Raw genomic sequence first — 14,204 nt, 5'->3', positions numbered from 1 at the left:
AGCCACTGAGATAGATCGTCCGGACGGACGGACCGCGGCTTTAGCCGCTTCCGTTGCGGCATGAACGTCCTAACTCGGCGGCTAAAGCCGCACACATCCGGCATACTGGTACGAGCAGCCCGCACGCGCGGGCCTGCTGTACGCAATGAGCCTCAAGTCCAAAATCGAAGCCGTCATCTACGCCTCGGAAGAGCCGGTCACGCTGGCTCAACTCGTTGTCCTCCTCAGCGAAGAAGCGCAATCCGAACTCAACGCCCTTGCCGCGCGGCAAGCGGAACTGCCGCTTGGCGGCATGGGTGAGTCCGCGGACGCCGTGGACGAGGCAACTGGCTCAGTGGACGAAGCCGCTGCAATCGAGCCCTTACCTTCTGCGCAAACCGAAACCGCTGACGCAAGCGCCCCGGCTGCCGCCGACTCCGAAACCGCAAATGATCACCGCTCTGCTTCCGAAAGCGCTAACGTAGCCGGATTCAACCCCGAACCAGACACCCCGCCGCAGGCGCCCGTTGCAAACACCGAAGCCGAAAAGCGCCAGGCTCGCGAACGCGAGCGCGCCGTGCGTGACTATCTCCGCGGCATCGTCGATACGCTTATCCGCGAATACGCTGATTCCGACCGCGGCCTCGAGATCCGCGAAGTCGCCGGCGGTTTCCGCTTCGGCACGAAACCCGAGTACCACGATGCGGTTCGCGGCTTTGTGAAGAGCCTGAAACCCGCGCTGAAGCTCAGCCTGCAGGCGCTCGAAACCCTCGCCGTCGTCGCCTACAAGCAGCCCGTTACCGCTGCCGAAATCTCCGAAATCCGCGGCGTCGACTCTGCCGGCGTCCTTGGCGGTCTGCTCACCCGCAAGCTCATCCAGACCGCCGGCCGCAAGCAGGTCATCGGCCGACCCATGCTCTACAAGACGACCAAAGAGTTCCTCGTCCGCTTTGGTCTTCGCGATGTTCAGGAACTCCCCTCAATGGAAGAATTCGAGCGCATGGCCGGCGAACTCGCCGACCAGGAGGACCTGCCGATGGACAACACCGACAACGTGATCGAACGCGCCAACGCCCGCGGCGATGCCGAACACATCCGCGAAACCAACAATCCGGATGCCGGGAGTGGCACCCCCGCCGAAGTTGAAGCTGCTTCCCCATCGGAAGAGGCCGGCCAGGCACCGCCCAGTGCGAGCGAGTCCCACGTCAGCGATAACCAGAGCCACCACAGCACCTCGGAATCGGAAACCGGCAACTTTAGCGTTAACGCCGCAAGCTCCCCCCGCTCTGAGGCCGCACCCGCATCCGCGGAACAGGAACCAGCGTGAAAAAACAGGCATCCCTCCCGGAGCCGCGCGAAGGCGTGCGCCTCCAGAAAATCCTCGCCGAAGCAGGCATCGCGTCGCGCCGCAAGGCCGAGGAGCTCATCGCAGAAGGCCGCGTTCAGGTCAACGGCGACACGGTCACCGAGCTCGGCACCCGCGCCGACATCGCCAAAGACCACATCCGCGTCGACGGCAAGCTCCTCCAGGGTACGCAGGAGCACCGTTATTTCATGGTCAACAAGCCGCGCGGCTATGTGACGACGATGAGCGACCCCGAGCGCCGCGAGACCGTCGTCGATCTCCTCCGCGAGACCGCGCGCAAGTCCGGCCGCAAGCTCGATGTCCGTCTTTACCCGGTCGGCCGCCTCGACTACAACTCCGAGGGCCTGCTGCTGATGACCAACGACGGCGACCTGGCCAACAACCTGAGCAAAGCCGCCAACTCCGTCCAGAAAACTTATCTCGTTAAGGTTGCGGGCCAACCCACGGCGGAAGCTCTTGAGCAGCTCCGCACCGGTGTCATGATCGACCGCGGCCGGCTCGCCGAGGTCCGTGGCACTCGCCGCGACCGCGTTCTGACCGCACCCGCCCGGGTCGAACTCGCCCGGCGCGGCGAGAACCCGTGGTATGAGGTCACCCTGACCGAAGGCCGCAATCGCCAGCTCCGCAAGATGTTTGAGGAGATCGGTCATCACGTTGAGAAGATCCGGCGCATCGGCTACGGCGCCTTGACGCTCGACGTTCCCATGGGCGATTTTCGCGAATTAACCACCGGCGAGGTCCAGGCACTCGGCCGCGCCGCCGCCGGCAAGTCCGTTCAACGCAAACAGCGACCCAGCGAACACGCCCAGCTAAAGAGATCCGGGCAGAAGACCGGCTCCCGCGGCGCCCGCCCCCGCTTCTGACGAAACCCCGCTCTGCTGAATGAGCAAGGGTGACAGCCACCGGTAGCTTCCACCGGAGCACGGCGTTTTTGCACCTGCAGCATGTTAGGACCTGATCCTCAGGGGCCAGCGCAATACGGCTTGCGCATGCCCTTGTACACTCCTCCCATGGCCACGCCCTTCTCCTCGGAATCGCCTAAAGAACCGGGTATCTCGCGTAACGTTCTGCTTGCTGCGGCGGGTGCCGTAATCCTGATCGCGCTCGTGATGGCGGCAACAACTCTGCGCCGCGCACCCAGGGATGCCGGTGCCCCCGATAGCTACGCCGCCAACCTGAGCACTGGAAACCTGCAACTTTCCGAGGCGACCAACGGAACCGGCGGCAAGGTCACCTACATTGACGGCGTGGTCAGAAACAGCGGCAGCAAAACCGTAACCGCGGCCACCGCCCAGCTCGTCTTTCCGGCAGACGACGGCACCGTTTCAGCCCCAGTCACGGTTCCGCTTACGCTAATTCGCACGCGGCAGCCCTACGTCGACCTGGAGCCCGTGTCTGCGGAGCCGCTAAACGCGGGTGCCACCCATGATTTCCGGCTTATCCTCGAAAACGTTCCCGCCTCCTGGAATCAGCAGCCGCCTCAGATTCACATCGTCCGTACCGAAACGGAGTAGCAACGGCCGGCTCCGAAGCAACCGAGGCGTAAGAACTTCCTCATGGACTTGGTAGAATCTGCCTCGAACGTGCGGCGTTCAGCAAGGGGCTCTCCATTGACGAACTCCTAAGTTGTTGAATTCATGGCTGTGCAGTTTGGCACACCAGTTGCTCCGTGCCTGTCGTACCGATTGCAACCCGCAACCCGGATGCGCAGCCGTTGGCTGCCTAGGGTGGCCGGCCGATCAAAGGAGCAAGTCACTTTCATGGATTCCACTCGCACTCTGCTTCGTATTGCCGCAGTGTCGGCTCTGTTTGCCAGCAGCACGCTGGCCTTCTCGCAGGCGCCCCAGGCCGCCACCCAGACCAACAGCGACACGCAGAGCACGGCTGCCGCGGCGCAGTCGACCTCCACGCAGCCGGCAACCCCGGCCAAGCAGGATGCCGCGGACAATTCCACCTACGCCACTGGCCAGCCTCTGCCGATGAAGAGCAAGGAAGGCTTCTGGGGTCACATGAACCCGATGGCGCGGAAGAAGTGGGTACACAGGCAGGTTGACCCGGTCAAGGACCGCGTCAATGAGCTGGATCAGCTGCAGGCCAAGAACGCGAATGACATCAAGGATGTCGACAGCCGCGCCCAGGCCGGCATCCGCCAGGCGAACGATGCCGCGGCCCAGGCAGATGCCCATGCCCAGGCGGCAACGCAGCGGGCGACCCAGGCAAACGGACTTGCCACGCAGGCCAGCACCCGTACGGACGCGCTGCACGGTACGGTGACCAACCTGGACCAGTACCAGACCGTTTCCAGCACAGCGGTGAAATTCGCTGCAGGCCGCACAACGTTGGGCACCAAGGCCAAGGCAGATCTTGACCAGGTAGCTTCCACGCTGGGAACCGAAAAAGGCTATATCCTTGAGGTGCAGGGCTATAGCCGCTCGGGTGTCAGCACTTCGCAGGCTATGGCCGACTCGGTGGTTCGTTATCTCGTCACCGAGCACCAAGTTCCTGTGTACCGTATATATAAGTCTGGTCTGGGCCGCGTGAAGGCATCTGCTAACACCGATTCAGCCACCAACGAAAAGCCGCTGGTGAACGGTGTACGAATCACCCTGCTGCACAACAGCCTGGCCCAGATGGATGGGGGCGCCCCACAGGCCAGCAACAATGCTCCTGCCGCTTCGACCGGTACAAGTGCCGCAGCCGATTCGGCACGTATGAACTAGCTTTCCCACACCCATGACACGGTCCTCCTCTGAATGCGTGTCACTGGAAGTGTGAACCAAGTTCGGTGCGTGCGCCCTAGAGCGCACCGCCGAAGCACCTCTCCTAACCCGAGAGAACCAAGGCAGATTGGCCCTCCTCCTGGAGGGCCGTTTTTTTTGCTGCTTCCGCTGATCTTAGCGAACGGTAACCTGCTGAAAGCCCAAGCCGCGAAGCAGGCTTTCGGTACTGTTGCGCGCGTTGCTGCGTGCGGTGTCCAGAATGCCGTCTTTCGTGGCCGCGTCCCGCACCTGCGTCTCGGCTGTTTGGCGCGTGTCCGTCTCCAGGTTAGGATCCACGGGGACCAGCAGCCCTGTGGATCGCGCAAAGACCTTTGTCTTTGCCTCATCGATGCGTGTGCTGAAGATCTGCGAAGGCGGCAGGTCCACCTGCACCGCTGTCCCGCTTACATGCACACTTTCCGGTTTTAGCTGCGACAGGTCCACGCCTGCAAAAACCTGCTCATGCACAACCAGCAGCAGGCGGTCCCCGAAAAGCAGGTCTGGCAAGACACTCAGGCTGCTTGTGCGGTGGCCTTCCACAACGGTATCCACGCTGTACTGCACGGTTTCGAGCCGGTTGAGTCTCTGAATTTGTGAAACGACCATGGGTGCCGAAGCCGTTTCCGTCCGGCTACTCAGAAGTCTGTCGCCCAAGAGTCCGAACATGCCGCCAGTCCCGGCTCGATGCAGCGCATAGATCGCAGCACCGACACCCAGACCCAGGCAAAGCAGCATAAGGAAGAGCACAAGCCCAACATGACTGCGTGGCCTGCTGTTCGCGGCGATGCGCTCCTGCCGCCTGACTTCATGTTGTCGATCCCGTTCCGCCTCGATCCGCTGCTCGTCATCCGTGCTCATACCCATTCAGATGCGCCAAAGCACGCCGCCAGCGGCATGGGCTACAGCACCGCGAAGCTCTCCTGGCTTAACGCGCGGCCGTGCTGCATACGATTCGCGTAGCTGGCGCGTACGAACTCGCGGAAGAGCGGATGGGGCTCCAAAGGCTTTGATTTGAACTCCGGGTGGAACTGGCATGCGATGAAGAATGGGTGCGTCGCCTGCGGCAGCTCCACCATTTCCACGTACGTTCCCTCCTGCGTGGAGCCGGTAAAGCGCAGGCCCGCGCCGCTCAGCTGCGGTTCATACTCACGGTTGAACTCGTACCGGTGCCGGTGGCGCTCGCTGATCTCCGTCGTGCCATAGATGCGCGCCGCCAGCGAACCCGGCTCCATGTGACAGGTCCACGCACCCAGGCGCATGGTTCCACCCATCTCCTCCACGCCGGTCAGCTCGCGCAATTTATAGATCACGCGGTGCGGTGTTGCCGGATCGAATTCACCGGAGTTCGCGTCCTTCAGCCCACATACGTTGCGCGCAAACTCGATGCACGCCGTCTGCATGCCCAGGCAGATACCGAAGTACGGCACCTTGTTTTCGCGCGCGAAGCGGATGCCGTTCAGCATGCCCTCAATGCCGCGCTTGCCGAAGCCACCCGGCACCAGAATGCCATCGAGTCCCTCAAGCTGCTGCACGTATGAGCCGTCTTCCGTTTCCAGGCTCTCGGCCTCGATCCACGTCACGCGCAGCTTTAGATTGCTGGCCAGAGCGCCATGTACGAGCGCCTCTTTGAGCGACTTGTAGCTGTCCTCATACTCGACGTACTTGCCGACAATGCCGATGTGTACCTCGTCCTTGGGGTGGTAGGCGCGGTGGACCAGGTCCTTCCAGCTGTCCAGCTCCGCCTCCGGCCCGTCATCCAGCCGAAGGTACTTCAGCACCAGCGCGTCCACTCCCTCCTGCGCAAAAGCGAGGGGGAGCTCATAGATATTCGCCACGTCGCGCGCCGCGATCACCGCAGCCTCTTCCACGTTGCAGAAAGCGGCGATCTTGGTCCGCATCTCGCGCGGCAGGTTGCGCTCCGAGCGACAGAGCAGGATGTCCGGCTGAATGCCGATGCTCAGCATCTCCTTCACGCTGTGCTGTGTCGGCTTGGTTTTCAGCTCCTGTGCGGCGGCGATCCACGGCACCAGCGTCACGTGTACAAACAGCGTGTTGTCGCGGCCAAGGTCCTGCCGCATTTGGCGAATGGCTTCTAAAAACGGCAACGATTCAATGTCGCCGACCGTCCCGCCGATTTCGACCAGGACCACCTGGTTTTCCGCCGCGACCTTGCGCATGGCGTTTTTGATCTCGTTGGTCACATGCGGAATCACCTGTACGGTTTTGCCCAGGTAATCGCCGCGGCGCTCCTTGGTGATTACCTGCTCATAAATGCGGCCGCTGGTCAGGTTGTTGTCACGGCTCAGCTTCGCATGGGTGAAGCGCTCATAGTGACCCATGTCCAGGTCGGTCTCGGCGCCGTCGTCCGTCACAAAAACCTCGCCGTGCTGGAACGGCGACATCGTACCAGGATCCACATTCAGATACGGGTCGAACTTCATCATGCCAACGCGAATGCCGCGCGCCTCCAACAGGCAGCCGATCGACGCCGCCGCAAGCCCTTTGCCGAGCGAAGACACGACGCCGCCCGTTACAAAGATGTATTTCGCTGACATCTCCGCCTCGTACGATTCAGTTGTAAGGATGGGCCCACACAGGTGTGCACGTCCAAGTATAGCAACGTGAGTCGCTACGGCTATTGCTGGCAAAAAGGAAGGGCCGCCGAAGCAGCCCTTCCTGCTTGTCCCACTCGCCCTACGCCACCGGCGCCATCAGCACCTTTGCCAGCGCGTGCATGCGGGCTGCGTCGGTGGGATTGCTCGCGCTGTTTGCGGACGATTCGACCTCCGCGCCCATGTGGTTAAGGGCCGACTTGTTTTTACCGCCCAGCTTTGTGTTCTTGTCGATCTCGGCGAGCATGGCTGAGGCCTTCTCCGCCGTGATCGCATTGGAACGCTGCAGCTGGTCCACGTACGCCTTCGCCACCACGAGCTTCGGCGCCCAGTCCAGCTTCTGCTGGTCCTGTACGTTCAGCTCGCTTACGCGCAGGCTCTTTGCTGCGTCAATTTCGTTCTGCGTCAGAAACTTCGACGGCGTCAGCTCGAAAACGTCCAGACCGCGCGCGATCTCGGAGCCGTAGATGTTGCCGTTGTACCAGTACGACGACCAGTAGCCGCCCAGCACCAATTGCTTCGCATCGATCGGTCCGCGATCAAACGAGGCAATCTCAAACGGGTGCGCCGGATCGGTGAAGTCCATCACGCTGATGCCGCCCTGGTACCAGCTCTGCACCTCGATGTCGCGTCCCGGTACCGGGATCAGCGAACCGTTGTGCGCGACACAGTTTTCCGTGTCGCCCTGCGCGGCCGGCAGCTTGTAATAGCTCGCCAGGCTCAGCTTGTCGTCGTGCAAATTGAAGATGGCGTCCGCGCCCCACTTGATTGGGTCATTCGGCCGGCAGCGCGCGCCCAGGCCTCCGCCCCACTCATCGGTAAACACCACCTTCGAGCCGTCGTTGGAAAACGACGCCGAGTGCCAATAGCTGTAATTCGGATCATTGACCGCATCCACCCGCTTCGGATGCACCGGGTCCTTGATGTCCAGAAGCAATCCGTTGCCGGAGCAAGCACCCGCTGCCAGGCCGATGGCCGGGTACACCGTAATGTCGTGGCACTGGTTTGTGTCAACCGGCTTTTCGTCACCCTTGTCGTGGCTGCCGCCGTTGTTCAGGCCATTCAGCGCGCCGGTCCGCGGGTCCATAAACACGCGCGGGCTCGACACGATGGCAGCTTGCTGCGGCGCCGCGACCGGCACCTTGATCACGTCGATGCGGAACAGCGCCGTGTTCGGATCCGTCTTCTGCGCTTCGCTCTGCTCCTGGCCGTTGCATCCGGCCAGTTCCTCGCCCTGCCGCACAAAGCTCGTGCCGCTCACGTAGATGTAGACGTTCTCCGCATCGTTCGGATCGACGACCAATGTGTGCGTGTGCGAGCCGCGGCAGGTCTGCACTGCAGCTACCTGCTTCGGATTCTGAATGTCGGAAATATCGAAGATGCGAACACCGCGGAAGCGGTCCTTTTGTGCAACTGGAATGCGTTGCTTCTTTGCCTTCTTATCTTCTTCTGACTGCGGCGGATTCGGCGGGAAACCCTGCGCGCTGCAGTCTACGTGGCCGTTCGGCATTTCGACGGACATGAACAGCAGTTTCTTGTACACCGACACATCGCCCTGGCCGCCGGGGCACACCAGCGTCGTCAGCAGCTTGGTCGCGGCCGGGTTGGCAATGTCATAGATGCTCACGCCGTAGAAGTTTCCTTGAAACAGGTGCGCGCCCTGAAACGCCAGGTCAGAGTTCGCATAGCCAAGCTGCGCCAGTACCGGCTTCAGCGCCTTCGGCATCTTCGCCGTGTCGCTCACGCCAAGCACCTTCTGCAGAGCCGTATTCACGCGAGGATCGTCGGGATTATTGCTGTCCAGCGTGAACGCCGGTGGTTTATGCAGCGATGTAATGCGGCGCATGCCGCTCGCCACCTCGCCCGCATCGTACATGCCCGGCTTCAGCGTGTAGCGCGGATCGGTTGTGCTTGCGCCCGTCATTCCAGCGGGCAGCGGCGGCGCGGGTTTTGGCGCGAACTCATCCAGCTCGTCCGTTGGTGTCGGCTTTGCCGCTTCCTTCGCATTGGCCGGTTGATCGACCGGAGCCTTCTGCGTCGCGGCCTGCGCAAACAACGCCGCATGCGAACCCATCGCCAGTGCCGCAACCGCGGCAACACGCAACCACTCGTTCCTGAAACGCTTCACCTTGCCTCCGAAATTACTGTGACGTCACTTGCACCATGCGCAAAGATGGTCGCGATCTAGTGCTGACTCGCTGACTCGCTGACTTGCTGCCTGCTGACTCGCTGCTTCGCTTCAGCATACCTTCCATAATGCGGATTTCGGCACGCTGTGTGTTGTCTGCATCCGTCGCGAAGTCGAACAGGTCGGCATCCTGCCCTGCACCGGCCGAATTAAAGAGATCGTGCACCATGATTAATGCCCCGTTGTGGTGCTGGATCATGCCCGTCAAAAACAGCCGATCGAACTCCGCACCATGCGACTTTTGTAGCGCGTCCATCTGCGCCGGCGTCAGCATGCCGGGCATGGTCGGCATCGGCGCTCCGCTCATGGACATCTCTGGCATGCCGGGCATCGCGTCGGGCATGGCCATCTCCGTCTTCTCGCCGCGCGTGTGAAGCCATCGCTTCATGAACTGCATTTCGTCCGCCTGCGAACGGCTGATGCGCGCACCAATGGCCGTGACCTGTGGGTCCGTTGTGTGCGTCGGAATCAGCGCCGTCATTTCGACGGCCTGGCCGTGGTGCATGATCATGCCCTGCATGAAATCGACGTCGGCCTGTGCACGCGCGGGCTGCGGAGCATGCGACCCGGCGGGCAGTGTGTGGCTGGGCGCACCCGGTGCGCCAGGCTGCACAATCACCGGCGCTGGGGAGCTTTGCGCACGCACGCTCACCACGGCGAACGCACACGCGAGCAGGGCGAGATTTCGCGGCAGCATCCATCGGTCTATGCAACGGGTCGGGCGAATGTTCATACCGCTCAGCTGTCCTTCCGGTAAAGCATGTTGCGCATCGCGTTGCGACGCGCCTCGTTCATTTCTGAAAGACTCTGGCGATCTGTCGCGTCCATGCTCGGCTTGCTGGCGGCGGAGGTGTCTTTTTCCGTGCACTCCAGGCATCGGTTTGCGTACCCGGGCTTGTCGGGTCTCAGCTCAAATTCCTCTCCACACACAGCACAGGTTTTCCAGGGAAACGGCATACCGTGAACAGTGTAAAGCTCGCGTGAAAATTGGCCTCAAGCCCGCGCGCGGTGACATTCTGGTCGAAGCCGACGGCGCTGGCGTAATCCGCACGGCAAGCGTGAGCCGCCCCTCTTTGCATCGTTCACTATAGTTCGACATCGAAGTGTTCAGCAGGAAAGGTACACAGATGCAACTTGGCATCGACAGCTTCATTGCGCACCGCCCCGATCCCGTTACCGGCGAAATGATCTCCGCCCAGCAGCGCATTGCCAACCTTGTTGAGGAGATCGTTGCCGCCGACCAGGCCGGCCTGGACGCCTTCGGGCTCGGCGAGCATCACCGTGAAGAGTTCCTGGACTCCGCGCCCGCTATCATTCTGGCGGCCGCCGCATCGCGCACCACGCGAATCCGTCTCGCCTCCGCAGTTACCGTGCTCAGCGCCGCCGACCCCGTCCGTGTGTTTCAGGAATTCGCGACGCTGGATCTGCTTTCGAACGGGCGTGTTGAGATCGTCGCCGGCCGCGGCTCCTTTACCGAATCGTTTCCACTCTTCGGCTTGCGGTTGCAAGACTACGACGCCCTGTTCGCCGAAAAGCTCGATTTGCTGCTCGCACTCCGCGAGGAAAACCCCATCACGTGGAGCGGTAAGTTCCGCCCGGCACTCAACGGCCAAGGCGTCTTTCCAAGGCCCGTGCAGCAGAAGATGCCAGTGTGGCTTGGCGTCGGTGGCACGCCACAATCGTTCGTGCGCGCCGGCGTGCTCGGCCTTCCGCTGATGGTTGCGATCATCGGTGGCGAGCCTCACCGCTTCCGCCCGCTCATCGACCTGTATCGAGAGGCCGGCAAACAATCCGGTCACCCCACTGAAGACCTCAAAGTCGGCGTTCACGTGCTCGGCCACGTCGCTGATACGAACGAACAGGCCGCGAACGACTTCTTCCCCGGCTACGCCCGCGAGTTCACGCAGATCGGTAAAGAACGTGGCTGGCCGCCCGTCACGCGCGCGCAGTTCGACGCCCTGCGCCGCCCCAAAGGCGCACTAATGGTCGGCGACGCGAAGTACGTGGCCGAAAAGCTAAAAACGCTGAACGGGGACCTCGGAGGCCTTCACCGCATCCAGTTGCAAACCAGCGTAGCGGGCCTGAACCACGCGCAAACCATGCATTCCATTGAACTTTACGGAATGGAGGTCGCCCCCAGACTCCGCGCCTGAGCACGCTTTTGGTATTCGGACGAAGCAGCTACCCGCTCTGAGGCGTTCCGCGTCCGTGTGCGGGTCGGCGGAGCAGGCCGCCATGTGGCGACAGAAATATTGCCAAGATACGGAACTGTTCCTACAAGCCCGGCGTACTCTCGGCGCAGATGCCTTCCACCACAGACAACCGCTTCACCAGCCCGGCACTCGCGCGTGCGCTCAAACTGGCGGCACTCTTCGCAGTGGTCAAGCTCCTGCTACAGTTCGCCCTGACGCTTTGGACCGAGCATCTCGGGTACAGCTACTTTCGCGATGAGTTCTACTACATTGCCTGTGGGCACCACCTGGCCTGGGGCTATGTCGACCACGGCCCCATTGTCGCTCTGCAGGCCCGCCTCGGCGAGATTCTCTTCGGCGACTCCGTCTTTGGCATTCGTGTGCTTTCCGCGTTTGCCGGAGCGCTTACCGTTTTCCTCGGTGGCATCCTGTGCTGGTCGCTCGGAGGCCGCCGCCCTGCGCAGGCGCTCACTTGCATCGGCCTGATCGTGACGCCGCAGTACATTGGCGTCGACGGTTTTCTGTCCATGAACTCGTTTGAAGCTGTGTTTTGGTCCGGCTGTCTGCTCGCCCTCATCATGGTCGCGCGCGGCGCCTCACCCGCGCTCTGGTGGGCTTTCTTCGGCATCTGCGCTGGGGTTGGCCTGCTGAACAAGCCTTCGATGGCTTTCTTCCTGATCGCGGCAGGCATCGGTCTTCTGGTCACGCCGCAACGCCGCCTGCTTGCGAGCCGATGGACCGCGCTGGGCATTGCTCTGCTGCTTCTGATTGCACTTCCAAATCTGCTCTGGCAGATTCACAACCATTGGCCCACTGCCGAGTTCCTTCACAACGGCCGCGTCGAAGGCAAGAACCTGGTTCTGAATCCGCTTGAGTTCTTCCTGGCGCAGTTCAGCAATATGCACCCGCTCAACGCGCTCCTCTGGATCACCGGAGTGGTTGCATTGCTGCGCGGTAAGTCGATACGCAACACGCGATGGCTCGGCTTCACCTTTGTCGCGTTCTTCATCATTATGTACATTTCGCACGCCAAGGACTACTACCTCCAGGGCATTTATCCTGCATTCTTCGCCGCCGGTGCGATTGCATGGGAACATCGCCGCGCTGCTTCCACACGAGTTCAGCGAGACCGCATCTTCGCGTTCCCCGTCTACGAATCGCTGCTCCTGCTGACTGGTCTCGTCATCCTGCCCATGAGCAGCCCAGTGCTACGGCCCTCTGCCTGGGTCCGTTACACCGCCGCACTGCACCTGCGTGCGAAGCCAACGGAAAGCGGCGGCAGCGGCCCGCTTCCACAATTCTTTGCCGACCGCTTCGGTTGGGACCAGCAGTACAGCGTCGTTTCGGGGGCGTTTCATGCACTCTCAGCCTCAGATCAGCGACGCGTGTGTATCTTTGGCAAGGATTATGGCGAAGCCGGCAACATCGATTTTCGCAACCACCTCTTCCACGACACACTGCCGCCCGCCATCAGCGGCCAGAACAGCTACTGGACCTGGGGGACACATGACTGCGATCCCAACCTGGTGATCGCGATCATCCCGGACACACAAGCAGCCGTTGGCACCAAGTATGCCTCGGTGACTCTGCTGGGCCACAACAGTGACCCATACTCCATGCCCTTCGAGCGTCGAAACATCTACCTGCTACGCGACCGGAAGCCCGGCGCGCCATTCCGTTGGGCGGACGAACGCTTTTACTATTAACTAGGCCTGATTCAAGCACGGACGGAATTCATACACGCCACTACGCCACCGCTCTGTCCCGCTTCGGCGGGAAGACTCGATACCATAGCCCTATGACTCACCAAAAGCGTGCTCTTGTGACCGGCGGCGCCGGGCTGATTGGTTCCCACATTGTCGACTTGCTGATTCGCGAGGGTTGGACCGTCCGCATTCTGGACAACCTGGAGCCGAACACGCACAAGTTCGGCAAGCCCGCATGGGTGAACCCGCAGGCCGAGTTCGTGCAGGGCAATGTGCAGGATTACGAGACGATGAAGGCCGCACTCACGGACATCGACGTGGTCTGGCATGAGGCCGCGTATGGCGGCTACATGCCAGAGATGGCGAAATACGTTCTGGTGAATAGCTTCGGCACGGCACAGATGCTGGAGATCATCCGCGACCACAACTTGCCCGTCAGGAAGGTGATCGTCGCCAGCTCGCAGGCGGTTTATAGCGAGGGCGCGGCGCTTTGCCCCAAGCACATCAAGGTTGTTCCACACATCCGTCCCGTCGACCAGCTTCGCATCGGTGACTTCACCGTGCACTGCCCGATCTGCAACCAGGTCACGCAATCCATTCCGACGCCGGAGGAGACGCCTGGTGGCGGCGAGACCGTGTACGCGCTGACCAAGGTGGACCAGGAGAAGCTGGTGCTACTGTGGGGCAAGCAGACGGGTATTCCCACGGTCGCGCTCCGCTACTCCTGCACCTATGGGCCGCGGCAGTCGCTGTTCAATCCCTACACGGGCGTGATCGCCATCTTCTGCACGCGGCTGCTGAATAATCAGCAACCCGTCATGTACGAGGACGGTGGGCAGACGCGCGACATGTGTTTCGTGGAGGACATTGCGCGGGCGAACCTGCTGGTCGCGGAGACCGACAAGCTGGATGGCCTGCCGGTGAACGTGGGCAGCGGCAAGGCAACCAGCGTGCGGCGCCTGGCAGAGGTGATCGCGGAGCAGCTTGGGCTTGACCTGCAACCCCTCGCGCGCGGTGAGTTTCGCCCCGGCGAAATTCGCTATCTCACTTCCGACATCTCGCGCATTCAAAGCATCGGATACGAGCCGCAGGTGAGCATTGAGGAAGGCATCGGGCGGTATCTCGCCTGGATCAAGACGCAAGGCGAGGTGAAGGATTACTTCTCCGACATCGAAGCCGGCCTGCGCGCCAAGGGCATCGTGCAGAGCGTGAAGCTGTAGATCACCGCGAACGCGAACGTTGTCGATCACGACGATTTGATTCGGCTCGGGTGCGGTCAAGATCGGCCAAATTCATCTGTTGGCGGAACGCCGGAACCATAGCCGCGCGGATGTTGACGTACGTAAAACCCGCCGTTTGCGTTGTTTGGCGCGGGCCGGGAGGGACAACGTGCATATCCAGG

The 14,204-nt window shown here is 61.7% G+C and carries 11 protein-coding genes; 7 read left to right on the top strand and 4 right to left on the bottom strand.

The features are described from left to right. The first annotated feature begins 145 nt into the window (after positions 1 to 145). From scpB to ACOFKT_RS12030, 4 genes are all read left to right on the top strand, one after another. Positions 146 to 1,306, top strand: a complete 1,161-nt coding sequence (gene scpB / locus ACOFKT_RS12045) for an SMC-Scp complex subunit ScpB (protein WP_419804234.1) — start codon at positions 146 to 148, stop codon at positions 1,304 to 1,306. Beyond that, on the top strand, positions 1,303 to 2,208 hold the full coding sequence (locus ACOFKT_RS12040) for a pseudouridine synthase (protein WP_419804233.1): 906 nt from the start codon (positions 1,303 to 1,305) through the stop codon (positions 2,206 to 2,208). Before scpB ends, ACOFKT_RS12040 begins: the two co-directional genes overlap by 4 nt. Before the next feature lie 147 nt (positions 2,209 to 2,355). Beyond that, entirely contained in the window at positions 2,356 to 2,859 is a 504-nt protein-coding gene (locus ACOFKT_RS12035) for a DUF2393 family protein (RefSeq protein ID WP_419804232.1), read from the top strand. Positions 2,860 to 3,105: 246 nt separating this feature from the next. Continuing rightward, positions 3,106 to 4,065 (top strand): OmpA family protein, encoded by a 960-nt coding sequence (locus ACOFKT_RS12030; protein ID WP_419804231.1) that lies wholly within the window; start codon positions 3,106 to 3,108, stop codon positions 4,063 to 4,065. Between the two features lie 174 nt (positions 4,066 to 4,239). Here the strand turns inward: ACOFKT_RS12030 and ACOFKT_RS12025 are convergent, their stop codons facing one another. From ACOFKT_RS12025 to ACOFKT_RS12010, 4 genes are all read right to left on the bottom strand, one after another. Next, positions 4,240 to 4,962, bottom strand: a complete 723-nt coding sequence (locus tag ACOFKT_RS12025) for a DUF4230 domain-containing protein (RefSeq protein ID WP_419804230.1) — start codon at positions 4,960 to 4,962, stop codon at positions 4,240 to 4,242. Between the two features lie 41 nt (positions 4,963 to 5,003). Beyond that, positions 5,004 to 6,659, bottom strand: coding sequence for a CTP synthase (locus ACOFKT_RS12020; RefSeq protein ID WP_419804229.1), 1,656 nt, complete (start codon positions 6,657 to 6,659; stop codon positions 5,004 to 5,006). Positions 6,660 to 6,798: 139 nt separating this feature from the next. Then, positions 6,799 to 8,844, bottom strand: coding sequence for an LVIVD repeat-containing protein (locus ACOFKT_RS12015; protein ID WP_419804228.1), 2,046 nt, complete (start codon positions 8,842 to 8,844; stop codon positions 6,799 to 6,801). A gap of 13 nt (positions 8,845 to 8,857) precedes the next feature. Then, a complete protein-coding gene (locus ACOFKT_RS12010) occupies positions 8,858 to 9,601 on the bottom strand; it encodes a DUF305 domain-containing protein (protein WP_419804227.1) in 744 nt (247 codons plus the stop codon). A 430-nt stretch (positions 9,602 to 10,031) separates the two neighbouring features. Here ACOFKT_RS12010 and ACOFKT_RS12005 point away from each other — a divergent pair, with 430 nt between their 5' ends. The 3 genes from ACOFKT_RS12005 to ACOFKT_RS11995 all read left to right on the top strand — a co-directional run bounded on the left by ACOFKT_RS12005 (position 10,032) and on the right by ACOFKT_RS11995 (position 14,022). Then, positions 10,032 to 11,057: an LLM class flavin-dependent oxidoreductase gene (locus ACOFKT_RS12005; protein ID WP_419804226.1), complete on the top strand. Its 1,026-nt coding sequence runs from the start codon at positions 10,032 to 10,034 to the stop codon at positions 11,055 to 11,057. 149 nt (positions 11,058 to 11,206) lie between these two features. After that, complete coding sequence (locus ACOFKT_RS12000) at positions 11,207 to 12,802, top strand: ArnT family glycosyltransferase (protein ID WP_419804225.1); 1,596 nt, start codon at positions 11,207 to 11,209, stop codon at positions 12,800 to 12,802. Between the two features lie 92 nt (positions 12,803 to 12,894). Beyond that, entirely contained in the window at positions 12,895 to 14,022 is a 1,128-nt protein-coding gene (locus tag ACOFKT_RS11995) for an SDR family NAD(P)-dependent oxidoreductase (protein ID WP_419804224.1), read from the top strand. Positions 14,023 to 14,204: the final 182 nt, after the last annotated feature.

It is taken from the genome of Terriglobus sp., assembly GCF_965201105.1.
Taxonomy (GTDB): Bacteria; Acidobacteriota; Terriglobia; order Terriglobales; family Acidobacteriaceae; genus Terriglobus.
Note: the sequence above shows the minus strand (reverse complement) of the source record. Positions and strands in the feature narration are given on the sequence as shown.

Coding starts and splice junctions, on each gene's coding strand:
- scpB (WP_419804234.1), top strand. CDS start 146: ATGAGCCTCAAGTCCAAAATCGAAGCCGTCATCTACGCCTCGGAAGAG.
- ACOFKT_RS12035 (WP_419804232.1), top strand. CDS start 2,356: ATGGCCACGCCCTTCTCCTCGGAATCGCCTAAAGAACCGGGTATCTCG.
- ACOFKT_RS12030 (WP_419804231.1), top strand. CDS start 3,106: ATGGATTCCACTCGCACTCTGCTTCGTATTGCCGCAGTGTCGGCTCTG.
- ACOFKT_RS12025 (WP_419804230.1), bottom strand. CDS start 4,962: ATGAGCACGGATGACGAGCAGCGGATCGAGGCGGAACGGGATCGACAA.
- ACOFKT_RS12020 (WP_419804229.1), bottom strand. CDS start 6,659: ATGTCAGCGAAATACATCTTTGTAACGGGCGGCGTCGTGTCTTCGCTC.
- ACOFKT_RS12010 (WP_419804227.1), bottom strand. CDS start 9,601: ATGCTGCCGCGAAATCTCGCCCTGCTCGCGTGTGCGTTCGCCGTGGTG.
- ACOFKT_RS12005 (WP_419804226.1), top strand. CDS start 10,032: ATGCAACTTGGCATCGACAGCTTCATTGCGCACCGCCCCGATCCCGTT.
- ACOFKT_RS12000 (WP_419804225.1), top strand. CDS start 11,207: ATGCCTTCCACCACAGACAACCGCTTCACCAGCCCGGCACTCGCGCGT.
- ACOFKT_RS11995 (WP_419804224.1), top strand. CDS start 12,895: ATGACTCACCAAAAGCGTGCTCTTGTGACCGGCGGCGCCGGGCTGATT.